Source organism: Polymorphospora rubra (genome assembly GCF_018324255.1).
GTDB lineage: Bacteria > Actinomycetota > Actinomycetes > Mycobacteriales > Micromonosporaceae > Polymorphospora > Polymorphospora rubra.
On the sequence record NZ_AP023359.1, the window covers coordinates 6987092 to 7012751 of the forward strand.

The window sequence follows — 25660 nt, forward strand, 5'->3', positions numbered from 1 at the left end:
CGGGTCAGGATCGACCGAACTTGCTGTCGATGAAGTCGAAGAGTTCGTCGTCGCTGGCGTCGTCGATGGCCGAGGCGGGAGCGACGACCGGCGCACCGGTGGCGTCCTCCCACCGGCTGACCAGGCCCCTGAGCCGGGCGGCGACGACGGACCGGGTCTCCTCGTCGGTGGCGAGGGTCCGTAGCGCGTCCGGTGGCGTCGCCGCGAACGCGGACTCCAGCCGGTCGAGTTCGTCGAGCAGGGTGGGCGTCGCCCGGCCGGGGCCGAGCCCGGCCAGCAGGTGGGCGGTCAGCGCCTCCGGGGTCGGGTGGTCGAAGACGAGCGTCGCGGGCAGCGGAAGGCCCGTGACGCCGGTCAGCCGGTTGCGCAGTTCCACCGCGGTCAGGGAGTCGAAGCCCAGCTCGGTGAAGCTCTGCCCGGATGTCACCCGGGTTCCCGACGGGTGGCCCAGTACCTCGCCGACGTGGCCGTCGACCAGGTCGGCGACCAGCCGCCGGCGGTCCTCGTCGGACGCGCCGGCGATCCGGTCGAGGAACGCCGCCGGGCGGGGAGTCCCCGCCGCCCGGCGGGGGCGTACGCCGGCCAGGCCGCGCAGCGGGGGCGGGAGGTGGTCGAGGGTCGGCAGGTCGCGCAGGGCCGCCCAGTCGAGGCGGACCGGCACCAGCAGCGGCCGGAGGCTGCGCCGGGCGGCGTCGAACAGGTCGAGCGCCTGCGTGGTGCCGAGCCCGGCGATGCCCTGGCGGGCCATCCGCTGCCGTCGGGCGGCCCCCAGGTCGCGGGTCATCCCGCTGTCCTCGTCCCACAGCCCCCAGGCCAGCGACGTCGCGGCCAGGCCGGCGGCCCGCCGGTGGTGGGCCAGGCCGTCGAGGAACGCGTTGGCGGCGGCGTAGTTGCCCTGGCCGGGGGCGCCGAGCGGGCCGGCGATCGAGGAGAACAGCACGAACATCGGCAGGTCGAGGTGGCGGGTCAGCTCGTGCAGGTGCCACGCGCCGTCGACCTTGGGTGCCAGCACGGCGGTGGTCCGCTGCGGGGTGAGCGCGGTCAGCACCGCGTCGTCGAGAGTTCCGGCGGCGTGCACCACCCCGGTCAGCGGGTGCTCGGCCGGCACGGCGGCCAGCAGCGCGGCGACCTGGTCGCGGTCGGCGACGTCGCAGGCGACGAATCGGGCCTGGGCGCCGAGCGCGGTCAGCTCGGCGAGCAGGTCGGCCGCCCCGGGCGCCTCGGCGCCGCGTCGGCCGGCGAGGAGCAGGTGCCGCACCTTGTGTGCGCCGACCAGGTGCCGGGCAAGGAGGCCGCCGAGGGTGCCGGCGGCGCCGGTGACCAGCACGGTGCCGTCGGGCACGAGGTCGACCGCGCCCGTCGGGCCCGGTTCGGCCGGCGCGAGCCGGGGTACGTGCGCCTGCCCGTCCCGGATGGCGAGCTGTGGCTCGTCGGTGGCGAGGGCCCGGCCGAGCAGGTCGGCATCGGTGTGCCGGTCGAGGTCGACGAGCACGAACCGGCCGGGGTGTTCCAGTTGCGCGGTGCGCAGCAGCCCCCAGACGGCGGCGCCGGGCAGGTCGGTGACGGCGCCGGCGCCGTCGGGCACCGCCCCGTGGGTCAGCACGACGAGCCGCCGGTCGGTGAACCGCTCGTCGGCCAGCCACCGTTGGACGTCGCCCAGCAGGTCGGTGACCCGGGTGCGGGTGCCGGTGGGCACGTCGCCGGGAGTCACGGCGGGCGGCAGCAGGACCAGGCGCGGGTCGGACCGGCCGGCGGCGATCTCGTCGGCCAGCGCGGCGAGGCCGGGCACCGACCGGTCGGCGAGGCCGGTCGGGTCGTCCCCGACCGACACCACGCCGGACGCCGCGCGGGCGGGCATCGGCACGGCCGGCCAGCGCAGGTCGTAGAGGGGGATGTCGGGGGTGCTGTCGGCGGTGACCTGCTCGGCGTTCACCGGCCGGGACACCAGCGCGCCCACCCGTGCGACGGGTGCCCCGGTGTCGTCGGCCAGGGTGAGGGTGACGGCGGCGCCGGTGCGGTGGACCCGCACCCGCAGGGCCGTCGCGCCCGCCGCCGCCAGCGACACGTCGGACCAGGCGAACGGCAGCCGGGCGGCGGCCTGGTCAGGCTCGGGGTCCGTCAGGCCGACCACGTGCAGGGCCGCGTCGAGAAGCGCGGGGTGCACGGCGTACCCGTCGGTGTCGACGTCGTCGGGCAGGGACACCTCCGCGAAGATCTCCTCGCCGCCGCGCCACGCGGCCCGCAGGCCGCGGAAGGACGGCCCGTGGTCGACGCCGAGCCGGCCCAGCCCGGTGTAGATCGGGTCGACCTCGACGGGCGTACCGTCCGGTGGCGGCCAGGCGGTCAGGGAGTCGGGCGCGTCGGCGGCGGTCGGGGCGAGGTGGCCGTCGGCGTGCCGTACCCAGTCGGCGTCGGCGCGGTCGGCGGGGCGGGAGTGGATGCCCACGCGGCGGCGGCCCTGCTCGTCGGGGGCGGCGAGGGTCAGCTGGACGGCCCGGGCGCCGTGCCGGGGCAACACGAGCGGGGCGGAGAGCGTCAGCTCGGCGAGGTGTTCGCAGGCGACCTGCCGGCCGGCGTGCAGGGCCATCTCGACCAGCGCGGTGCCGGGCAGCACGACGGAACCCCACACCACGTGGTCGGCCAGCCAGGGTCGGGTCTGGGCGGTCAGCCGGCCGGCGAAGACGTGGACGTCCTCGCCGGCGGGCCGGACCTGCGACGTCAGGAGGGGATGTTCGTTGGCGCGTACGCCGAAGCCGGCCGCGTCGGGCAGTCCGGTGGGGTCGGCGTCGAGCCAGTAGCGCTGGTGCTGGAACGCGTACGTGGGCAGATCCACCAGTCCCGGCCGGGCACCGTTCGCGGCGAACCACGCCGACCAGTCCACCGCGGTACCCGTCACGTGCAGCCGCCCCAACGCCGCCAACAGGCTGTCGACCTCCGGCTGGTCACGACGCAACGTCGGCACCAGGTGCGCACCCGCGGGCAGACTCTCCGCCGCCATCGCCGTCAACGTCGCGTCCGGCCCCACCTCGAGGAACGTCTCCACGCCCTGCCCGTGCAGGAACCCGACCGTGTCCGCGAACCGGACCGTCTCGCGCACATGCCGTACCCAGTACTCCGGATCCGTGATCTCCGAACCCGCAACCTGCCCGGTCAGGTTCGACACCACCGGCAGACCCGGCAACTGCCAGTCCAGACCGGAGAGAACCGTCCGGAACCCGGCCAGCATCGGCTCCATCAACCGCGAATGAAACGCATGACTCACCGCCAACCGACGCACCCGCCAACCCTGATCCACGCACCGGTCCCGCAGGGCATCAAGCTCGTCGACGGCACCCGACAACACCACCGACCGCGGACCGTTCACCGCCGCCACATCCACCCCGACACCAGCCAGCAGGGCACGGACCTCATCCTCGGCCGCACCCACCGCCAACATCCCCCACCAGCCGGCAACCCCTGCATCAACCGACCCCGCGCCCCCACCAACCGACACGCATCCCCCAACGACAACACCCCGGCCACATACGCCGCCGTCACCTCACCAACCGAATGCCCCGCCACAAAATCCGGCCGCACACCCCACGACGACAACAACTCCCACAACGCCACCTCAACCGCGAACAACCCCGCCTGCGTAAACACCGTCCGATCCAACAAACCCGACCCGTCCTCGAACACCACCTCCCGCAACGACCGATCCAACTCCACATCCAACAACCCACACACCCGGTCGAACGACTCCGCGAACACCGGAAAACGGGCATACAACTCCCGCCCCATCCCCGACCGCTGCGCACCCTGCCCCGTGAACAACACCGCCCGACGACCGGCGCCCACCTGCCCCGTCACCACCCCCGAGGACACGTCGCCTCCGGCGAGAGCGTCCAGACCCGCCAGCATCTCCGTGCGATCCCCGCCCGACACCACGACCCGGTGCTCCAACCCGGCCCGGGACACGGCCAGCGACCAGGCGACGTCCGTCGGATCGAGGGTCGGGTGCTCACGGAGGAAACCGGCCAGCCGGGCCGCCTGGCCGGCGAGCGCCGGCGCCGACCGCGCCGAGAGCAGAAACGGGCCGGCGGTGGTCGACGCCGGCGAACCATCGGGACGGGCCGGACGTTTCGCGGGTTCCGGCTGCGACCGGCCGGACGCGAGCGGCGCGGGGTCGGGCCCGGCCTGCGGGTCCGGCTCGGATTCGGCCTGTTCGACGATGACGTGGGCGTTGGTGCCGGAGACACCGAACGAGGAGACGGCCGCCCGCCGGGGCCGGTCCGTCGCCGGCCACCCGGTCGGCCCGGTGGCGATGGTGACCGCACCGGCGGTCCAGTCGACCTTCGTCGACGGGGCATCCACGTGCAGCGTCGCCGGCACCACCCCGTGCCGTATCGCCAACACCATCTTGATCACACCGGCCACACCGGCCGCCGACTGCGTGTGACCGATGTTCGACTTCACCGACCCCAGCAACAACGGCCGATCCACCGGCCGCCCCTGACCGTAGGTGGCCAACAACGCCTGCGCCTCGATCGGATCACCGAGGGTGGTGCCCGTGCCGTGCGCCTCCACCACGTCCACGTCGGCGGACGACAACCGCGCCGACGCCAACGCCTGGCGGATCACCCGCTGCTGGGACGGACCGTTCGGCGCCGTCAGACCGTTCGACGCACCGTCCTGGTTGACCGCACTGCCCCGCACCACCGCCAGCACCCGATGCCCGAGACGGCGCGCGTCCGACAACCGCTCCACCAGCAGCACGCCCACCCCCTCGGCGAACGCGGTGCCGTCGGCCGCGTCGGCGAAGGCCTTGCAGCGCGCGGCCCGGGACAGGTTGCCCTGGCGGGTGAAGTCGACGAAGACCGACGGGGTGGACATCACCGTCACGCCGCCGGCCAGCGCCAGGTCACACTCACCCGAACGCAGCGACTGTACGGCGAGGTGCAGCGCCACCAGCGACGACGAGCACGCGGTGTCCACACTCACCGCGGGGCCCTCGAGACCGAGCGCGTACGCGACCCGGCCGGAGGCGATGCTGCCGGCACTGCCGAGTCCGAGGTAGTCGACGACCCCGTCGGGCACGTCGGCGGAGCCCGCGGCGTAGCCGCCGTGGGTGAGGCCGGCGAAGACCCCGACCCGTTCACCCCGCAACCCGGACGGGTCGATGCCGGCGGACTCGACGGCCTCCCAGGAGACCTCCAGCAACTGCCGCTGCTGCGGGTCCATGGCGAGGGCCTCGCGGGGCGAGATGCCGAAGAACGCGGCGTCGAAGTCGCCGGCGTCGGACAGGAAGCCGCCCTGCCGGACGACGGAGGTGCCGGAGCGTTCCCCGGCGGGGTCGTGGAGGCGGTCCACGTCCCAGCCACGGTCGTCCGGGAAGCCGGTGATGGCGTCGCCGCCCCCCGCGACCAGGTCCCAGAGCTGGCCGGGCGAGCGTACGCCGCCGGGGAACCGGCAGCCCATGCCGACGATCGCGATGGGCTGCGCCAGCTCGTCCTCGACGTCGCGGAGCCGCTGCCGGGTCCGTCGCAGGTCGGTGGTGACCCTCTTCAGATATTCCCGGAGCTTCTCTTCGGTATCCATCAAGCTTGCCCTCGCGATGGCCGGCGGAGACATGACGTGGGCGACGGTACGAATGCGTGTGAATGCACGGGTCCCCTCTGCCGGGGAAAGCTATGGCGTCGCGGTGAGCTGCGACAACCCCTAACCGCGGCGGGCCGGGCCCTAGGGGTGGTCCGCCCTCGGCACGGGCGATAGCGTCCTATTTGATCGCACCCGTGTCCGTTGGGGTGCCGGCGGCACGCGACGCGGACTCCGGGCACCCCCGTGGGAAGGACGGGCACCCCCGTGGGAAGGACCTGCCGAGCTTGACATCCTCCGCCGTCCTAAAGGACGGGGATTCCCTTGGTCGCCCTCGGGTTTTCCTGTTTCGCCGACGACCGCCCCGTCCGGGAGGTTTCCTGTTGTGGTCTTACACCGTCTCCGCAGGCTGTCACCGCCAGTCCGGCGGCCAGAAGGTTACGGGCCGCGTTCACGTCCCGGTCGTGGACGGTGCCGCACCGGCAGGTCCACGACCGTACGTTCAGCGGCATCCGGTCCGCGAGCGCACCACAGGTGGAGCACAGTTTCGACGACGGGAACCAGCGGTCGACGGTGACCAGGTTCCGGCCGTGCCAGTCGGCCTTGTACTCCAGCATGGTGCGGAACTGCCGCCAGCCCGCATCACTGATGGCGCGGGCCAGGCTCCGGTTTCCGAGCATGTTACGTACGGTCAGGTCCTCGATCACGAGCGTTTGGTTCTCACGCACGAGTCGAGTGGTCAGCTTGTGCAGATGATCACGGCGCCGGTCGCCGATCCGCGCATGGATTCGGGCGACCATCAGCCGGGCTTTGGCCCGGTTCGCCGAGCCCTTCTCCTTACGGGCAAGGTTCCGCTGTGCCTTCGCCAGCCGTTGGCGGTCGGCGCGTTCGTGGCGGGGGTTGACGATCTTCTCCCCGTTCGACAGGGTCAGCAGGCTGTCGAGGCCGGCGTCGATCCCGACCGACCCCATGCCTGGGGCGGGAACCTGCTCGATCACGTCGTCGCAGAGCAGGGACACGAACCAGCGGCCGGCGGCGTCCTGGGACACGGTCACCGTGGACGGCGACGCACCCGGCGGCAGCGGCCTGGACCACACGACGTCCAACGGTGCGGACATCTTCGCCAGGGTCAGCTTGCCGTCGCGGAACCGGAACGCGCTGGTGGTGTACTCCGCCGACCTGCGGGACCTCTTCCTCGACTTGAACGACGGATACCCGGCGCGTTTGGCCCAGAAGTTCGTGAACGCAACCTGCAGATGTCGCAGGGCCTGCTGCAACGGCACGCAGGAGACATCGTTGAGGAACGCCAACTCCTGCGTCTTCTTCCATCCGGTGAGCAGGGCCGAGGTCGCGTTGTAGCTGACCCGTTCCCGACGCAGCGTCCACGCCTCGGACCTGGCCTGCAACGCCATGTTGTAGACCAGCCGGACGCAGCCGAACGTGCGGGCCAGCTCAGCGGCCTGCTCGGGGGTGGGGTAGAAGCGGTATTTGAACGCCCGCTTCACCGTCCTGGCCACGGCGCACACATTACCGGTCGTGCATGTGAGTCCCGGTCCGGGGGCGGCCCGTGCGCCTGTCCGCCCAGCCGGCGGATCGGCTTTCCCCGCCCTGCTCCGCAGAGGTTCCGTTTCCTCCCCGGCCTGAAGGCCGGAGTATCCACGGAAGGATTCCGATGACCGCACCGAACAACGACGACGGGCTGTGGGTGAGGCGCTTCCACCCGGCACCGGCCGGTAGGCCGCGCCTGGTCTGCCTGCCGCACGCCGGCGGCTCGGCGAGCTTCTACTTCCCGGTGTCCCGGGCCCTCTCCCCCGCGGTCGAGGTGCTGTCGATCCAGTACCCGGGCCGACAGGACCGCCGCCACGAGCCGTGTGTGGACAACATCCCCGAGTTGGCCCGGCAGGTCCTCGCCGAGCTGGGCCCGTGGCGGGACCAGCCGCTCGCGCTCTTCGGGCACAGCATGGGCGCCAGCCTCGGCTTCGAGATCGCCCGACTGATCGAGGCGGAGCAGGGCTCCTGCGCGCACCTGTTCGCCTCCGGGCGCCGGGCGCCGTCGATGCCCCGCCACGAGACGGTGCACCTGCTCGACGACGAGGGCCTGCTGGCCGACGTACGCAAGCTCAGCGGGACCAACCCGGCGGTGCTGGGCGACCCGGAGATGCTGCGCGCCGCACTGCCTGCGATCCGCAACGACTACCGGGCCGCGGAGACCTACGCGTACGTGCCCGGTCCCGCCCTGCGCTGCCCGGTCACCGCGTTCACCGGCGACAGCGACCCGAAGACCACGGTGGACGAGGCGCGGGCGTGGGGCACCCACACCACCGGGTCGTTCGACCTCCAGGTCCTTCCGGGCGGGCACTTCTTCCTGGCCCAGCACCAGGCCGCGATCCTGCGGGCCATCTCGGCGGCGCTGACCCCGACGACGGTCGGCTGACCGGCTGATGGCGCGGCCCCGACGCCCGTACGGGTGTCGGGGGCCGCGGCGACCGGTCAGGGCTTGTGCGCGACCGCGATGACGTAGTCGAGCAGCCCGATCTCCTTCTTGATCAGCTCCTGGTCGCGCCAGTTGTTGGCCATTCCCTTGACGACGCCGGGATCGACGGCGGCCTGGAAGGCCGGGTCGCCGGGCCGGGCGGTCTGGTACCGCCGCCACCCGTCCCAGGTGTGGTCCCTGATGGAGCGGACCTCCGGGTTGGCGAAGCCCGCCCCGGTGAGCTGGTCGGCGTAGCCGGCGCGGTCGTGCCAGTTCTCGTCCGGGATGCTGAACTTGACGAAGCTCAGCGGGCCCGACCTGATGCTCATCCGGGCGGTGTCCCCGTCGAGCGGAATGATGTCGGCGGTGGCGAGCACCCCGCCGGGCCGCAGCACCCGGAACGCCTCGGCGAAGAAGGCACTGCGCGGGTGGAAGTGGAACGCCGACTCCAGCGCCACCACCCGGTCGAACGTGCCGTCCTCGAACGGCAGGGTGGTGGCGCTGCCGAGGCGGAAGTCGGTCCGCTCGGCCAGGCCCTCCCGCTCGGCACGCTGCCGGGCGTGCTCGACGTGCCGGGGGGTGATGTTGATGCCGGACACCTTGCTGACCCGCCGGTCGCGCAGCCAGGCGAAGTCCTGGTCGCCGTAGCCGAACCCGACGTCGAGGATGGTGTCGTCGGGCTTGAAGCCGGCCGCGTCGGCCAACTGCATGGCCAGCGCCTCCCCCGCCACGTCGATGCTGGTGACCCCGTCCTCCCACCAGCCGAAGTTCATGTACCGGGTGTCGCGGGCGGCGAACTCGACGTCCGGGGACTGGATCTCGTAGAAGCGGCGGACCCGGGTGACCGGGTCCTTCGTGGCCAGGGTGCGGACGACCCGGCCCAGGGTGCGTAGGTTCTCCAGCATGCGGTGTGCTCCTTGTGGTCAGGCGTGCGGAACGGGGAAGCGAACCTGCTCACGAAGGTCATCGACCAGGGCGGGCAGGTCGTCGGCCGTGGCGGTGCCGAAGACGTAGAAGTCCGGCCGCACCAGTGCGACGTCGGCCTCGTGGCCCGCCAGCCAGGGCAGGTAGACACCGTCGAGGTCGACGACGGCATCGGACGCCGGTCCACGGTCCGGCGCGACACGCACGACGAGGGCGCCGAGCGCGTCGAGGAACGCGGTCCGGTCGGGGTCGAGCGCGGGTTCCGCGCCCTCCTTCACGATCAGGACGAAGCCGGTGCCGACGACGGCGTCGAAGCGGCCGGTGCGGTCGCCGACGGCCACCCGCCCCTGGGGTACGGGCTCGCCGGCACCGGTGCCGAGGCTGCCGTCGACGGCCCGGCGCAGCACGCCGTCGACGATGGGTTCGCGCAGTGATCGGGCGTGCCGCTGCTGGGTACGCCGGCGCAGCGCGGCCAGCATCACCGCGTCCCGGCCCGCCGCCGCGGTGCGGTCGGTCTCGCAGATCACCGTGCCGGAGTCCCTCGACATCCGGATCGCGTGCTGCACGTGGACCTGCCGCTCCCGCTGGTACGTGTCCAGCAGGTCCGCGCCGGCCAGTCCCCGGCGCACCAGGTCGAGCTTCCAGGCCAGGTTCATCGCGTCCCGGAAGCCGGAGCTCATCCCCTGCCCGAGGAACGGGGGCATGACGTGCGCGGCGTCACCGGCGAGAAAGATCCGTCCGGAGCGCCACCGGTCGGCGTAACAAGCCTGGGTGGTGTAGACGCCGTACCGTTCGAGGGTCGCGTTCTGCGCGGTGATGCCGAAGAGGCCGAGCAGCCGCCAGACGTTCTCGAGGCTCTCGAACTCCTCCCGGCTCTCCCCCGGAACCCGCATGAACTCCCAACGGCGGTGCCCGGGCCCGGCGGAGACGGCGGTCCGCGGCCGGCCCGGATCGCAGATCTGCAGGTTGTTCGGCTTGAACTCGACGGCCTCGTGGGGCACCACGTCGCAGACCAGCCAGTCGTGGGTGAAGTCGAGGTCGACCACGGCCGCGCCGAGGTGGCCGCGTACGAAACTGTTGGCGCCGTCGCAGCCGACCACCCAGCGGGCCGTGCGGACCTCCTCGCTGCCGTCCCCGCCGACCACCGTGACCTCGACGTGGTCGTCCCGGTCGCGCAGTCCGGTCACCTCCTCGCCGCGCCGCACCTCCACGCCCGGCAGCGCCCCGCCCCGCTCGGCGAGGCGTGCCTCCAGTCCGGGCTGGTAGAACGATGTGGAGTCGGGCCAGCCGGTCGGCCCGTTCTCGGCGACCTTGACGTGCAGCAGGGTACGGCCGAAGGCGTTCTTCCAGGTGTACTCGCCGGATAGCTCCACCACCGGGTCGAGTTCGGCGCCCGTGCCGCAGGCGGCCAGGATGCGGCTGGCCTCGCCGTCGTAGGTGACCGCCCGGGGGAAGTTGTACGGGGTGAGCCACTTGTCGATCGCCTGCACGGTGAAGCCCCGCTGGGCGAGCAGGATGGTCAACACCTGCCCCACCGGCCCGTAACCCACGATCAGTACGTCCGTCGTCGCCATGGGCGCCGTTTCCTCGCTTCCGGGGGCTGCCACTCAGAGCCCCAGCTCGGTGTCGATGAGGCTGAAGATCTCGTCGTCGCTGGCCTGGTCGAGGTCGAGGTCGACGTCGTCGTCGGTGGTGGACGCCCCGCGCATGGTGCGCCACTTGGCGACCAGCACCTCCAGCCGGGCCGCGACCTGGAGGTGCAGCTCCGGGTCGACCACCGACTCGCCCAGCGACCGTTCGAGGTTCTCCAGCTCGGTGAGGACCACGGGCACGCCCTGCCCGCCGTCGGGAAGGAGCTGCCCGCGCAGGAGGCCGGCCAGGGCGGTCGGGTTCGGGTGGTCGAAGATGGCCGTCGCCGGCAGGCGCTGACCGGTCGCCGCGGTGAGCCGGTTGCGCAGCTCCACGGCGGTCAGCGAGTCGAAGCCCAGCTCGTTGAACGCCTGCCCGGGACGGACCGCGTCGACGGTGGCGTGGCCGAGCGCGGCGGCCGCCTCGGTGCGGACCAGGTCGAGCAGGAGCGCGTCCTGCTCCGGGCCGGTGAGTGCGCGCAGCCGCCCCGCCAGGTCCCGGCCGCCGGCCGCCTCGGCCTGGGCCCGGGGCCGCTGCCGCCGGACCAGGCCGCGCAGCAACGCCGGCACCGCGTCCGTCCGCGCGTCGAGCACACCCAGGTCGATGCGGGTGGGCACCAGATCGGCCCGGGGCACGCGCAGCCCGGCGTCGAACAGCGCCACCCCCAGGTCCGAGTCGAGGGCGAGCTGGCCGTCGCGGGCGGTGATCCGCGGGTCCGCGCGGTCGAGGCCGGCGGTCATCCCACCGGCCTGTGCCCAGAGCCCCAGGCGTACGACTGCGCCGCCAGGCCGACGCCGGCGCGCTGCTGGGCCAGCGCGTCGAGGTACGCGTTCGCGGCGGCGTAGTTGCCCTGGCCGGGCACGCCGAACACCCCGGCGCCGGAGGAGAAGAGCACGAACCCGGCGAGGTCGAGATCCCGGGTCAGCTCGTGCAGGTGCCCGGCGGCGTCCACCTTGGCGCCGAAGACGGTGTCGAGCCGTTCCGGCGTGAGCGCGGTGACCACCCCGTCGTCGAGCACCCCGGCGAGATGCACGACGGCGGTCAGCGGGTGCCCGGCCGGCACGGCGGCGAGCAGCCGGGCCACGTCGTCGCGGCGGGACACGTCGGCGGCGACCACGGTGACGGTCGCGCCCAGCGCTTCCAGCTCCCCGACCAGCTCCGCCGCGTCGGGCGCGTCCGGCCCACGCCGGCTGGCCAGCAGCAGGCTGCGCACCCCGTGCCCGGTGACCAGGCGTCGGGCGACCAGCCCGCCGAGCGTGCCGGTGCCGCCGGTCAGCAGCACGGTGCCGTCCGGCGCCCAGTCGCGTGGCATGGTGAGCACCACCTTGCCGACGTGTCGGGCCTGGCTGACGTACCGGAACGCCTCCGGCGCGCGGCGCACGTCCCAGGCGGCCACCGGCAGCGGGCTCAGCGTCCCGTCGGTGAAGAGCCGCATCAGCTCGACCAGCATCCCCTGGATCCGGTCCGGGTCGACGGTGGTCAGGTCGTACGCCCGGTAGGTCACCCCGGGATGGTCGGCGGCGACCTTGTCGGGGTCACGCAGGTCGGTCTTGCCCATCTCGACGAACCGGCCGCCCCGGGGCAGCAGCCGCAGCGAGGCGTCCACGAACTCCCGGGCCAGCGAGTCGAGCACCACGTCGACGCCGCGACCGCCGGTGGCGGCGAGGAACCGCCCTTCGAAGTCGAGCGTGCGCGAGGAGGCGAGGCGGTCCGCCGGCAGGCCCAACGCGCGCAGGGCGTCCCACTTGCCGGGGCTGGCGGTGGCGTACACCTGCGCGCCGAGGTGGCGGGCGAGCTGGACGGCGGCCATGCCGACCCCGCCGGCGGCGGCGTGCACCAGGACCGCCTCGCCGGCCCGCAGTTCGGCCAGGTCGACCAGCCCGTGGTAGGCGGTCAGGAAGACCACCGGCACCGACGCGGCCTGGGCCCAGCTCCACCGTTCGGGCTTGGGCACCAGCAGCCGGCGGTCGGTGACGGCCACCGGCCCGAAGCCGCCGACGAAGACGCCGAGCACCGGGTCACCGGGGCGCAGGTCGGTGACCTCCGCGCCGACCTCGGTGACCACGCCGGCGGCCTCGCCGCCGGGCGGGCCCGGGTCGCCCGGGTAGAGGCCGAGCGCGTTGAGCACGTCCCGGAAGTTCAGGCCGGCGGCGCGGACGTCGACCCGCACCTCGTACGGGCCCAGCGGCACGTCGGCGGCGTCCGTGGCGACGAGGGCCAGGTTCTCCAGGCTGCCCCGCGAGGGCACGTCGAGGCGCCACGCCTGCTCCCCGGCGGGCGGGACGAGCGCGTCGGCCGGTGTGCAGCGGGCGAGGCGGAGCACGTGCGCGCCGCCACCGCGGATCGCCAGCTGCGGCTCCCCGGTGGCGAGGACCGCGGCGACGGAGTCGGCGTCGAGGGGCGCGTCGTCGGTGTCGAGCAGCACGATGCGGTCCGGGTTCTCCGACTGGGCGGAGCGGACCAGGCCCCACACGGTCGCGGCGGCCGGGTCGGTCACCTCGGTGGAGCTGTGCACCGCCACCGCGCCCCGGGTGGCCAGCACCAGCGTGCCGTTCGCCCACCGCTCGTCGGTCAGCCACGCCCGGACCAGTTCCAGCGCGTCACCGGCGATCCGCCGGGCCCGCCCGGCGTGGTCCTCCCCTCCGGCGGGCGGCCCGCCGACGGCCGCGAGGACCACCTCCGGCGGGTGGGCGCCTTCGTCGACGGCGCGGGCCAGGGCGGCCAGGTCGGGGTGCCCGGGGAACGGGCCGGCGGGTGCGCCGACGGTCACCACCCGCACCGGGGGCGCCGTCTCCGGTGCCGCCAGCGCCGTCCACTCCAGCCGGAACAGCGACTCGGCGACGGCGGTGTCGCCGCCACCGGCCAGGTCGGCCCGGGAGATGGCGCGCATCGTCAGCGAGGCCACCTCGGCGACCGGCTCACCGGTCGGGTCGGTGGCGGTCAACGCGAACGCGTGCGGCCCCACCCGGGTCACCCTGACCCGTAGCGCGGTGGCGCCGCCCGCGTGCAGGGTGACCCCGTTCCAGGCGAACGGCAGCAGCAGCCGGTCCGCGTCGACGTCGGCGAGCCCGCCGAAGTGCGCGGCGTGCAGGGCGGCGTCCAGGAGGGCCGGGTGCAGGCCGAAGCGGGCCGCGTCGGGGCGCTCCGGCTCGGCCAGGTGCACCTCGGCGTAGACCTCGTCGGCACTGGTCCAGACGGCACGTAGGCCCTGGAACGCCGGCCCGTACGCGTACCCCTCGCCGGCCAGCCGGGCGTAGAAGTCGGTCAGCTCGACCGGGCGGGCGCCGGCCGGTGGCCACTGTTGCGCGGCAGCGGGCGGCGACGCCGGCTCGGCGGACAGCAGCGCGGCGGCGTGCCGTACCCACGGGGTGCCGGCGGGTGCGTCGACGGCACGGGAGTGCAGGGTCACGGGGTGCCGGCCGGTGTCGTCGGCCGGCGCCACCGCCACCTGCACCTGTACGGCGCCGTCGGCGGGCAGCGCGAACGGGGCCTCGATGACCAGCTCATCCAGCACCGGACAACCGACCTCGTCGCCGGCGCGCAGGCAGAGTTCCACCAGCCCGGTGCCGGGCACCAGCACAGTCCCGCTCACCCGGTGGTCGGCCAGCCAGGGTTGGGCGGCGACGGACATCCGGCCGGTGAGCAGGTGCCCGCCGGAGCCGGCGAGCGGCACCGAGGCGCCCAGCAGCGGGTGTTCGGGCGCGTCCAGCCCGGCCGTCGTCACGTCCCCCGACGCGGCGCTCACGCGCGGCCAGTACCGGCGGTGCGCGAAGGCGTACGTGGGCAGGTCGACGCGGCGGGCCCCGGCGAAGACCGGCCGCCAGTCGACGGGCACGCCGCGCACGTGGAGGCGGGCCAGGGAATGCAGGAACCGGTCGGTGCCGCCGAGGTCGCGCTGCACCGAACCGACCACCACCGCGTCGGCGCCGTGCGCCTCGAGGGTGTCCTGCACCCCTGCGGTGAGCACCGGGTGCGGGCTGCACTCGACGAAGGCGTCGTGGCCCGCATCGGCCAGGGCGCGTACGGCCCGTTCCAGCTCGACCGGCTGCCGCATGTTGCGGAACCAGTACTCCGCGCCCATCTCCGGGCCACTCAGCCAGTCGACGTCGGTGGTGGAGAACAGCGGCACGGCGGCGGGGCCGGGCTCGACGTCGGCCAGCGCCGCCAACAGGTCGTCGCGGATCCACTCCACCTGTGCCGAGTGTGAGGCGTAGCCCATCGCGATCCGCCGGACCCGGACACCGTCGGCGGCGAGCTCGGCGAGCACCTCGTCCATGTCCGCCGTGTCGCCGGAGATCACGACGGCGGCGGGGCCGTTGACGGCGGCGACGCCGACCCGGTCGCCCCGACCGGCAAGGCGGGCGCGGACGTCCTGCGCCGGCAGCGCCACCGAGGCGATCGTGCCGTGCCCCACCAGGGCCCGCAGCACCCGGCTGCGCAGGGCCACCACCTTCGCCGCGTCGGCCAGGGAGAGGACTCCGGCGACGCAGGCGGCGGCGATCTCGCCCTGGGAGTGGCCGACCACGGCGGCCGGGCGGACGCCGTACGAGCGCCACAGCTCCGCCAGCGACACCATGATCGCGAACAGGACCGGCTGGACCACGTCGTCGCGGTCCAGGGCGGGTGCGCCCGGCGCCTGGCGGAGCACGTCCGTCAGCGACCAGTCGAGGTACGGGCGCAGCGCCGCGTCGCAGGCGGCCATCCGCTCGGCGAAGACCGGGGACTGCTCCAGCAGTTCCAGCCCCATGCCGGGCCACTGCCCGCCCTGGCCGGGGAAGACGAACACCACCCGGCCGGCGAGGTCGGCGTCGCCGCGTACCAGGTCCGGCGCGCCGCCGCCGTCGGCGAGCGCGTCGAGGGCGGCGGTGACGGCCGTGGCGTCCGCGCCGAGCAGCACCGCCCGGCTGTCGAAGGTGGCCCGGGTGGTGGCCAGCGACCAGGCCACGTCCGCCGGCCGCTGGTCGGGTCGGCCGGCCAGGTGGTCCCGCAGCCGGCGGGCCTGCCCGGCGAGCGATTTGCCGGTCCGGGCCGACAGCAGCCAGGGCAGCGCGCGGACCGGCCCCTCGACCGCGCCCGGCGCCTGCGCGTCGTCCGGCCCAACGGTGTCGGCCGGCGCGGGAGCGCCGGTCGGGTCCGTCGCGTCGCGGGGCGCCTGCTCGACGATGACGTGCGCGTTGGTTCCGCTGATGCCGAACGAGGACACGCCGGCCCGGCGTGGCCGGTCGGACTCCGGCCACGGGCGGGCCTCGGTCAGCAGCTCGACCGCCCCGGCCGACCAGTCGACCCGGGAGGTCGGACGTTGCGCGTGCAGGGTCCGGGGCAGCCGGCCGTGTCGCAGCGCGAGAACCATCTTCAGCACCCCGGCGACGCCGGCGGCGGCCTGGGTGTGCCCGAGGTTCGACTTGACCGAGCCGAGCAGCACCGGCGGGTTGCCGGTGGGACGCTGCCCGTAGGTGGCGAGGATCGCCTCGGCCTCGATCGGGTCGCCGAGGGCGGTACCGGTGCCGTGTGCCTCCACCGCGTCGACGTCGGCGACGCTCAGCCCGGCGCTGCGCAGCGCGGCCCGGATCACCCGCTCCTGGGAGGGCCCGTTCGGCGCGGTCAGGCCGTTGGACGCGCCGTCGGAGTTCACCGCCGAGCCGCGCAGCACCGCCAGCACCGGCAGGCCACGGCGACGGGCCTCGGAGAGCCGGGCCACCACGAGCACGCCGACGCCCTCGGACATGCCGAACCCGTCGGCCTCCTCGGCGAACGCCTTGCACCGGCCGTCGGCGGCCAGGCCGCGCTGCCGGCTGAAGCCGGTGAGCCCGGCCGGGGAGGACAGCACCGACACGCCGCCGGCCAGCGCCAGGTCGCACTCGCCCTGCCGGAGCGCCTGCGCGGCCAGGTGCAGCGCGACCAGCGACGCCGAGCAGGCGGTGTCCACCGTGACCGCCGGCCCCTCCAGCCCCAACGTGTACGCCACCCGGCCGGAGAGCACGCTGGCGGCCGTACCGGTCAGCAGGTGCCCCTCGTCGGCGGTGGTCTCGCCGTCGTCGGAGCCGACACCCGGGCGGACCTGGTCGGTGTAGTCCTGGCCGTGGGTGCCGGCGAAGACGCCGGTACGGCTGCCACGCAGGGTGCCCGGGTCGATGCCGGCCCGTTCCAGCGCCTCCCAGCTCGTCTCCAGCAGCAGGCGGTGCTGCGGGTCCATGGCCAGCGCCTCGCGCGGGCTGATCCCGAAGAACGCCGCGTCGAAGTCGGCGATCCCGTCGAGGAAGCCGCCGGCCCGCACGTACGACCGGCCGGGCCGGCCGGGCACCGGGTCGTAGAGGTCGGCCAGCGGCCAGCCCCGGTCGGTGGGCAGGCCGCCGATGACGTCGCCGCCGGCGTCGAGCAGCCCCCACAGCTCGTCGGGTGAGCCGATGCCGCCGGGGAACCGGCAGGCCATGGCGACCACGGCGATCGGCTCGTCGACGGCGACCGCGGCGGCGTCGGTCGTCCGGACCGGGGCGGTGCCGAACAGCCGGGCCGCCAGATGGTCGGCGAGCGCCTGCGGGGTCGGGTGGTTGAAGACGGCCGTCGGGGCCAACCGGACCCCGGTGGCGGCGGTGAGCCGGTTGCTCAGCTCCACCGCCATCAGCGAGTCGAAGCCGATCTCCCGGAACGGGCGGCGGGGATCGATCTGCTCCGCGCCCGCGTGGCCGACCACGGTGGCGCACCGGGACCGGACCAGGTCCAGCAGGACCGGACCGCGGTCCGCCTCGCCCAGCGCGGCGAGCCCGTCGGCGATCCCGGTGGCGACCCCGGGTGCCGCGTCGGCGTTGACCGCGCGGCGGGCCGGCGGGGGCAGCAGGGCGCGCAGCAGCGCGGGCACCTCGCCCGCGGCGCGGACCGCGGCGAGGTCGAGCCCGATCGGGACCAGCGCCGGTCGGTCGGCGTGCAGCGCGGCGTCCAGCAGCGCCAGCCCGGTGGGTACGTCCAGGGGGCGGGTGCCGCCCCGGGCGAGCCGGGCCAGGTCGGCCCCGGTCAGCCGGCCGGCCATGCCGCGTTCCTCCGCCCACAGCCCCCAGGCGAGCGAGGTCGCCGGCAGGCCGCGGGCGCGCCGGTGCGCGGCGAGGGAGTCGAGAAAGGCGTTGGCGGCGGCGTAGTTGCCCTGGCCGGGCGAGCCGAAGGTGGCCGCGGCGGAGGAGAAGACGACGAAGGCGGCCAGGTCCAGCCGTTCGGTCAGCTCGTGCAGGTGCCAGGCGCCGTACACCTTGGCCCGCAGTGTCCGCTCCCAGCGGGCCGGGTCCAGGTCGGCGAAGAGGGCGTCGTCGGTGACTCCGGCGGCGTGCACCACGGCGACCAGCCGGTCGGCGAGCGACCCGACGATCGCGGCCAGCGCCGGCCGGTCGGCGACGTCGGCGGCGACCACCCGGACGGTGACGCCGGCCGCTTCCAGCTCGGCCGTCCACGGCGCCGGCTCGGCGGTCCGGCTGAGCAGCACCAGCTCGGTGACCTTGTGGCGGGTGGCCAGGTGGGCGGCGACCCAGCGGCCCACCCCGCCGGTGCCGCCGGTGACCAGCACGCTCCCGCCGGCCAGGCCGGGCAGCGCGGTGGCGGCGTCGCCGGGGCGGTCGACGGGGCGCAGGCGGGGCAGCAGGGCCCGGCCGTCCCGGACGACCACTTCCGGCTCGTCGGGGTCGGCGGTGAGCGCCACCCGGATCGCCGCGTCGTCGAGGTGGTCGGCGGCGAGCAGCAGGAGCCGGCCGGGGTGCTCCGACCCCGCGACGCGGACCAGCCCGGTCACCGGCGCGTGGACCGGGTCGTCGGCCCGGACGGCGACCGCCAGCCGGGTGGTCTCCGACCGGGGGTCGGCGAGCCAGCGCTGGAGCGTACGCAGGGTGTCCAGGCCGACGGCGTCCGCCCGGTCGGGCACCGGTCGCGTCGGGTCACCGTCGCCGACGCGCAGTACGAGCAGCGCCGGCAGCGGCCCGGCCGGCGGGATCGCGTCGACCGACGTCCAGGCGGGTACGGGAGCCGGCGTCGGCACCGGCACCGTCTCGACGACGTGCAGTCCGCCCGGCGCGGGGTGGGGGGCCGCCGGCGCCGGCCGGGTCGCGCGGAGCACCACCCGGTCGACGTCGAGCACCGGGGCGCCGGCGTCGTCGACGGCGCTGAGCGTCACCGCGTCGCCGCCCGCCGGGACGAGGCAGACCCGCAGCGAGTACGCGCCGACGGCGTGCACGCGCACGCCCGACCAGTCGACCGGCAGCCGGCGTACGCCCAGATCGCCGCCGTCGGGTTCCGCGCCGTCGGGTCCCGCACCACCTGCTCCGGCGAGCGGATGCAGGGCCAGCACGGCGTCGAGGACGGCGGGGTGCACCCGCCACCGCTCGACGTCGGGATCGTGGACGTCGTCGGGCAGGCGTACCTCGGCGTAGAGCCGGTCCCCGGCGAGCCAGGCGGCCCGGACCGCCGCGCCGGTGAGTGTCCGGTGCCCGGGATCGTCGAGGTCGACGGGGCGGGCGTCGGCGGGCGGCCAGGCGACGCCGGCGGGACCGGCGACGCCCGGCGGCCGGGGGCCGGTGGCGGGCGCGGCCGGGGCGCGGGTCGGGTCGGCCGGGGCGAGGACGCCCTCGGCGACCATCCGCCACGGCTCTTCGTCGCCGGCGCGGACGTGGCAGCGTACGGCGCGGCGGCCGCGCTCGTCCGGGTCGTCCACGGCGACCTGGATGTCGACGGCGAGTTCGGCGGTCAGCGCCACCGGGTCGGCGGTGGCGAGCCGTTCGACGGTCGGGGCGCCGAGGCGGTCGCCGAGGTGCCCCAGCAGGTCCAGCAGCGCCCCGCCGGAGAGCAGCGCCGGCCCGGCGTCGGGTCCGGTGGCCAGCCACGGCCGGGCGGCGGCGGAGATCCGGCCGGTGCCGACCAGCCGCTCGCTGCCGGCCACCGGCAGGGCGGCCTCGAGCATCGGGTGGTCGACGGCGACCAGGCCGGCACCGGACGCTCCGGCCGGCCCGCCCCCGGCCGGCAGCCAGTAGTGCCGGCGCTGGAACGCGTACGTGGGCAGGTCGACCCGGCGCGGGTCGGGGCCGAACAGTGCGGCCCAGTCCACCCCGTGGCCCCGGACGTGCAGCTCGCCGACTGCCGCGAGCAGGGCCGCCGGCTCGTCGCCGGTGGTCCGCATGGCCGGGACGAAGGCCACCTCGGCGGCGGTGTCCGCCTCGTCGTCGAGGCAGTCCCGGCCCATCGCGGTCAGCACGCCGCCCGGCCCGATCTCGAGGAAGGTGCCGGTGCCCTGCCGGTGCAGGGCGCGTACGCCGTCGAGGAACCGGACGGTGCCCCGTACGTGCTCGGCCCAGTAGCCGGGTGAGCAGAGCCGGGCCGGCTCGACCGGGTGACCGGTCAGGTTGGACACCACGGTCAGGTCGGGGGTACGGAAGGCGATCCCCGCCGCCACCCGGGTGAACTCGTCGAGCATCGGCTCGATCCGGGGCGAGTGGAACGCGTGCGAGACGCGGAGCCGGTTCGTCCGGCGTCCGGCGGCCCGCAGCGTCGCCGCCACCGCGAGCACGGCGTCCTCGTCGCCGGAGACGACCACCGCGCGCGGTCCGTTGACGGCGGCGAGACCGACCCGCCCGGTCAGGTGGGCGGCCACCTCCTCCGCGCTGGCCTCCACGGCGACCATCGCGCCGCCGTCCGGCAGCGCCTCCATGAGCCGGGCCCGGGCGGCGACCAGCGTCGCCGCGTCGGCCAGCGGGAACACTCCGGCGACGTGCGCGGCGACCAGTTCGCCGACGGAGTGGCCGAGGACGGCGTCGGGGCGTACGCCCCACGATTCGAGCAGCCGGAACAGGGCGACCTCGACGGCGAACAGGGCCGGCTGGGTGTAGAGGGTCCGGTCGAGCAGGGCCGCCCGGGGGAGCCCCCGGGCGCGAAGACCACCTCCGCGACGGGGTGCGGGGCGTGCCCGGCAAGGCAGCGGTCGAGTTCGGCGCAGGCCGCGTCGAACGCGGCGGCGAAGACGGGGTACGTGGCGTGCAGCTGGCGGCCCATCCCGGGCCGCTGGCCGCCCTGCCCGCCGAACATCAGGGCGAGTTGCCCGTCGACCACCCGTCCGGTCACCACGTGGGCCGTGGGCGCGTCGGCGTCGCCCCGGGTCAGGGCGGTCAGCGCCGCGCGGGCGCCCGGCAGGTCGGCCGCCACGAACACGGCCCGGTGTTCCAGCGCCGCCCGGCCGGTGGCCAGGGAGTAGCCCACGTCGACGGGGCGCGGTGGCGGGTCGGTGCGGCCCAGGTGGGTCAGCAGCCGGGCGGCCTGGCCGCGCAGCGCCTCGTCGTCGGCGGCGGCGAGCACCCACGGCACGGGCGGCCCGGCCGACTCCGCGGGTTCGGTCGACGCGGCGGGTCCGGTCGGTTCCGGAGCCGACGGTTCCGGAGCCGACGCGACGGCGTCGGTGTCCACGTCGGACACCGGCGGGCCGGCGTCCGTGGCCGGTGCGGGCGGGGCGGCCTCGATGATGACGTGGGCGTTGGTGCCACTGATGCCGAACGACGAGACGCCGGCCCGGCGGGGGCGGGCCGCCGCCGGCCACGGCCGGGCCGAGGTGAGCAGCCGGACCGCCCCGGCCGCCCAGTCCACCTCGCCGGTGGGCCGGTCGACGTGCAGTGTGCGGGGCAGCACGCCGTGCCGCATCGCCAGCACCATCTTGATCACCCCGGCGGCGCCGGCCGCCGCCTGCGTGTGCCCGAGGTTGGACTTCAGCGAGCCGAGCCAGAGCGGCTCCATGTCGGACCGGTTGGCACCGTACGTCGCGAGCAGCGCCTGCGCCTCGATCGGATCGCCCAGCCGGGTGCCGGTGCCGTGCGCCTCCACGGCGTCGACGTCGGTGTAGCCCAGCCCCGCCGCGTCCAGGGCACGGCGGATCACCCGCTCCTGCGCCGGGCCGTTCGGCGCGGTCAGCCCGTTGGAGGCGCCGTCGGAGTTGATCGCCGAACCACGCAGCACGGCGAGCACCGGATGCCCGCGCCGCCGCGCGTCGGAGAGCCGTTCCAGCAGCAGCACGGCGACGCCCTCGGACCAGCCGGTGCCGTCGGCGGCGTCGGCGAACGCCTTGCAGCGACCGTCCGGCGCCAGCCCGCGCTGCCGGCTGAACTCGACGAACGCCTGCGGGGTGCCCATCACCGCCACGCCGCCGGCCACGGCCAGCGAGCAGTCCCCGGCGCGCAGCGCCCGGGCGGCCAGGTGCAGGGCGACCAGCGAGGACGAGCAGGCGGTGTCCACGGTGACCGCCGGCCCCTCCAGCCCCAGCGCGTAGGCCACCCGGCCGGAGACGACGCTGCCGGCGGTACCCACCCCCAGGTAGCCCTCGGTGCCGGGCGGCGCGGTGCGCAGGTTGGCCGCGTAGTCGTGGTGCATGACGCCGGTGAACACGCCGACGTCGGTGCCGCGCACCGAGCCGGGGTCGATGCCGGCGCGTTCCAGCAGTTCCCAGGAGGTCTCCAGCAGCAGTCGCTGCTGCGGGTCCATCGCGAGTGCCTCGCGGGGGCTGATGCCGAACAGCGTCGCGTCGAACTCCCCCGCCCCGGCCAGGAACCCGCCGGTGCGCACGTACGACGTGCCCGGCCGGTCCGGGTCGTCGGAGAAGAGGTTGCCGAGGTCCCAGCCCCGGTCCCGGGGGAACTCGCCGAGCCCTTCGCGCTCCTGCGCGACCAGGCGCCACAACTCCTCCGGGGAGCCCACCCCGCCGGGCAGCCGGCAGGCCATGGAGACGATGACGACCGGGTCGTCCTCGCTCGCGGCGGCGGTCGACGTGGCGCGGGGGGCCGTGCCGGACGCGCCGCCGAGCAGGCGGGTGCCGAGGTGCCGGGCCAGCGCCTGCGGGCTCGGGTGGTCGAACGCGGCGGTGGCGGACAGCCGTACCCCGGTCGCCCGGTCCAGGTGGTCGCGGAGCGCGACGGCGCTGACCGAGGTGAAGCCGAGTTCCTTGAAGGCCCGGGTCGGTCGGACGGCCGCCGGCCCGGCGAGCCCGGCGATCCGCGCGGTGAGGGTCCGGACCAGGTCGAGCACGGCCCGGGACGCCTCCGCGGCGGTCAGGCCGGCCAGCCGGCGCCGCAGGTCGGCGGCGGCCCGCCCGTCGTCGTCGGTCGCCGCCGGGCCGTCGCCGGCGACGGCCCGCCAGGCGGGGTGGGCACGCAGGTGCGGGGCGAGGTCCCCGGCCAGCAGGAGGTCGGTGTCGGGGGCGACGTCGAGGGCCGCCACGGTGGCGGTGAGCACGACGGGCGCCGGCCCGGCCGATGGGGCCGCGGCGGCCACGGGCTCGGCGCCGAGCAGCAGCGCGGGCCGGCCGGCGGCGCGGCGGCGACGGACCAGGGCGTGCAGCGCGCCGGTGGTGGCGGCGGCGACGTCGCCACCGGCCGACCCGAGGTACGGCGTGACCGGCATGACCAGCGTGAAGCCGGCGAGGTCGGCGTCGCGGGTGTGCGCGTCGAGGGCGTCGGCGAGGGCGCGCAGGCGATCGGCGTCCGCCCCGGTGGCGAGGTCGGTGTCGGCGGCGCAGACCACCACCGCGCCGAGCGGGTGGGCGAGCGGGTCGAGCAGTTCCCGGAACGGGCCGGCCGGGGCCGGGACACGCACGGTGACGTCCGCCCCGGCGGCGGTCAGCTCGTTGATCAGTTCGCCGCGGGCGGGGTCGTCGGGGGCGGCGCCGATCAGCAGCAGCCGGCGGGCACCGTGCGCGCCGACCAGGTGCCGGGCCACGGCCGCTCCGGTGTCCCCGTCGACGCCGGTGACCAGCACCGTCCGCGTCGGGTCGACCGGCACGGCGGGCGCGGTCGGGGCGGCGGGCAGCGGAGCCGGGACCGGGTGGTGGGCCGCGCCGACGCGTACGACGAGTTGCGGGGCGCCGGAGTCGACGGCGGCCGGCAGCAGTGCCGCCGACCGGTCGTCGTCGTCGAGGTCGGCGAGCACCAGCCGGTCGGGGTGTTCGACCTGGAGGCAGCGGCCGACCGCCCACAGCGCCGCGGTCCACGGATCGTCGGCCGGTTCGCCGGGCGACGAGGTGAGCAGCACCAGTCGGGAGGCGGCCAGGTGCCCGTCGGCGAGCCAGTCCCGCAGTTCGCCGGCGAGCCGTACCGCGGGTCCGTGGCCGGCCGGCCGGTCGGCCGGCGGGGCGGGCAGCACCGTGACCTCGGGCACGTCGGCGCCCTCGGCGACGGCCGCGCGCAACGCCGCCAGGTCGGTGTGCCGTTCCACCCGGTCGCCGGCCGGTAAAGCCCTCAGCCGGTGCGGGCCGGCGCCGACCAGCGCCCAGCGGCGCGGCGCGGGCGACGGCGTGGCGGCGCCCGCCGGTGCCGGCCCGGCCGGCGCGGTGACCGGGCCGGTCAGTTCCAGCGGCTGCCAGGTGAGGCGGTGGAGGTTGTCGTGCTGGCCGGCGCCGATCGCGCGCAGCCGGGCCGGCTGTCGCAGCAGCAGCCGTCTGGCCAGCTTGCCGGAGCCGGTACGGGGGACCCGCGCGATCTCGTACAGTTCCTCCGGCACCTTGAAGTACGACAGCCGTTCCCGGGACACGGCGTAGGCGGCGTTCGGGTCGAAGCCGTCGGGACCGGGCACCACGAACGCCACCGGCACCTCGCCGAGCACGGGGTGCGGCCGGCCGGTGACCGCCACGTCGACCACCCCGGGCACCGTGCGCAGCGCCTCCTCCACCTCCGCCGGATGGATCTTCTCGCCACCCCGGATGACGAGTTCCCGGTGCCGGCCGGTGACGAAGACGTTCCCGTCGGCGTCGCGCCGCGCCAGGTCCCCGGTGCGGTACCAGCCGTCGCGCAGTGCGGCGGCGGTGGCCGCCGGCTGACCGTGGTAGCCGACCATCAGGCTCGGTCCGCGTACCCACACCTCGCCCTCCCGGCCGGCGGGCACGTCCAGCCCGGTCTGCGGGCTGACCAGCCGCACCTCCAGGCCGGGCACGGGCAGCCCGCAGGACCCCTCCACCCGGGGCAGGTCGGGCCGGGTGATGGCGATCGAGCCACAGGTCTCCGTGCTGCCGTACGCGTCCAGCAGCGGCGCGTCGAAGACCTCCTCGAAGGCGCGGCGCAGCGTGGCCGTGGTGATCGCCCCGCCGACCAGGCACATCCGCAGCGCCGGGGCCCGGAAGCCGGTCTCCCGCGCGACGTCGACCAGCCGGTGGTACATGGCCGGCACACCGGCGAGGAAGGTGGCCGAGTCCGCCTCGACGGCGTGCAGCACGTCCTCGGCGGAGAAGCCGTCGACGATCCGCGCGGTGGCACCCACCGCGGTCACGCTGAGCACGCAGCCGATGTGGGAGAGGCTGTGGAACAGCGGCAGCGGCCAGACGACCCGGTCCTCGGCGGACAGTCCGGGAATCGGTACGTAGCAGGAGGCGACCGACCACAGGCAGGAGCGCTGCGTGGAGAGCACGCCCTTGGGCTGGCCGGTCGTGCCGGAGGTGTAGAGCATCCAGGCGACCTCGTCGAGCCCGAGGTCGTCACGGGCCGGGACCGGCGCGTCGACGCCGACGAGATCACGGAACGCGGTGGTGCCCCACGGAACGGGGTCGTCGCCGGTGACGACGACCCGGAGCCGCTGCCGGCCGTCGCGCAGGCCGACCACCTGCTCGGCGTGGTGCGGGTCGGTCACCACGACGACCGCGCCGCAGTCGTCGAGCAGGTACGCCAGTTCCGCGTCGGTGCTGCGCGGGTTCAGCGGTACGCCCACCGCCGCGGCCCGGGTGACGGCGAGCCAGCTCTCCACCATCTCGACACAGTTGTCGAGGTAGAGGGCCACCCGGTCCCCCCGGTCCACGCCGAGGTCGGCCAGATGGCCGGCCAGCCGCCGGGTGCGTACGTCCAGCTGCGCGTAGCTGACCGCCGAGCGGGCGTCGCGGAACGCGACCTTGTCCCCGAAGCGGTCGGCGTGTGCCCGGAGCAGACCGGGCAACGGCTGGACCAGGTCGCTGAAAGGCATGTCACCACATCCGTTCGTCGGCGAGATCCTCGTCCGTGGCGTCGCTCGCCGTAACGGCACAAGTCTTCCGAGCAGCAGGGCGGTGACCTACCCCTGCCACCCCCTATGTCGTCC

Annotated in this window: 6 protein-coding genes and 1 pseudogene; 1 reads left to right on the top strand and 6 read right to left on the bottom strand. The window is 75.4% G+C overall.

From position 1 onward, the window contains the following. Positions 1-4 precede the first annotated feature (4 nt). The 3 genes from Prubr_RS38035 to Prubr_RS30715 form a co-directional block, all read right to left on the bottom strand. Positions 5-3427 carry a type I polyketide synthase gene (locus tag Prubr_RS38035; protein ID WP_343221530.1) on the bottom strand — a complete coding sequence of 1141 codons (3423 nt, stop codon included), beginning with the start codon at positions 3425-3427 and terminating at the stop codon, positions 5-7. Next, positions 3361-5577: a type I polyketide synthase gene (locus Prubr_RS38040; protein ID WP_343221531.1), complete on the bottom strand. Its 2217-nt coding sequence runs from the start codon at positions 5575-5577 to the stop codon at positions 3361-3363. The genes Prubr_RS38035 and Prubr_RS38040 overlap by 67 nt, the downstream gene beginning before the upstream one ends. Before the next feature lie 302 nt (positions 5578-5879). After that, the gene (locus Prubr_RS30715; protein ID WP_212818416.1) at positions 5880-7091 is read right to left on the bottom strand and encodes an RNA-guided endonuclease InsQ/TnpB family protein; all 1212 of its coding nucleotides are present in this window, start codon (positions 7089-7091) and stop codon (positions 5880-5882) included. A gap of 155 nt (positions 7092-7246) precedes the next feature. Here Prubr_RS30715 and Prubr_RS30720 point away from each other — a divergent pair, with 155 nt between their 5' ends. Then, entirely contained in the window at positions 7247-8008 is a 762-nt protein-coding gene (locus Prubr_RS30720) for a thioesterase II family protein (protein ID WP_212818418.1), read from the top strand. A 56-nt stretch (positions 8009-8064) separates the two neighbouring features. Here the strand turns inward: Prubr_RS30720 and Prubr_RS30725 are convergent, their stop codons facing one another. The 3 genes and pseudogenes from Prubr_RS30725 to Prubr_RS37340 form a co-directional block, all read right to left on the bottom strand. Then, a complete protein-coding gene (locus Prubr_RS30725) occupies positions 8065-8952 on the bottom strand; it encodes an SAM-dependent methyltransferase (RefSeq protein WP_212818420.1) in 888 nt (295 codons plus the stop codon). 18 nt (positions 8953-8970) lie between these two features. Next, a complete protein-coding gene (gene mhpA / locus Prubr_RS30730) occupies positions 8971-10545 on the bottom strand; it encodes a bifunctional 3-(3-hydroxy-phenyl)propionate/3-hydroxycinnamic acid hydroxylase MhpA (protein WP_212818422.1) in 1575 nt (524 codons plus the stop codon). Positions 10546-10578: 33 nt separating this feature from the next. Next, positions 10579-25546 (bottom strand): annotated as a pseudogene (locus tag Prubr_RS37340) (SDR family NAD(P)-dependent oxidoreductase). Between the last annotated feature and the right edge of the window lie 114 nt (positions 25547-25660).

Excerpts from the sequence above, each read along its gene's own strand:
- Prubr_RS38040 (WP_343221531.1), bottom strand. The coding sequence starts at position 5,577 with ATGGATACCGAAGAGAAGCTCCGGGAATATCTGAAGAGGGTCACCACC.
- Prubr_RS30720 (WP_212818418.1), top strand. The coding sequence starts at position 7,247 with ATGACCGCACCGAACAACGACGACGGGCTGTGGGTGAGGCGCTTCCAC.
- Prubr_RS30725 (WP_212818420.1), bottom strand. The coding sequence starts at position 8,952 with ATGCTGGAGAACCTACGCACCCTGGGCCGGGTCGTCCGCACCCTGGCC.
- mhpA (WP_212818422.1), bottom strand. The coding sequence starts at position 10,545 with ATGGCGACGACGGACGTACTGATCGTGGGTTACGGGCCGGTGGGGCAG.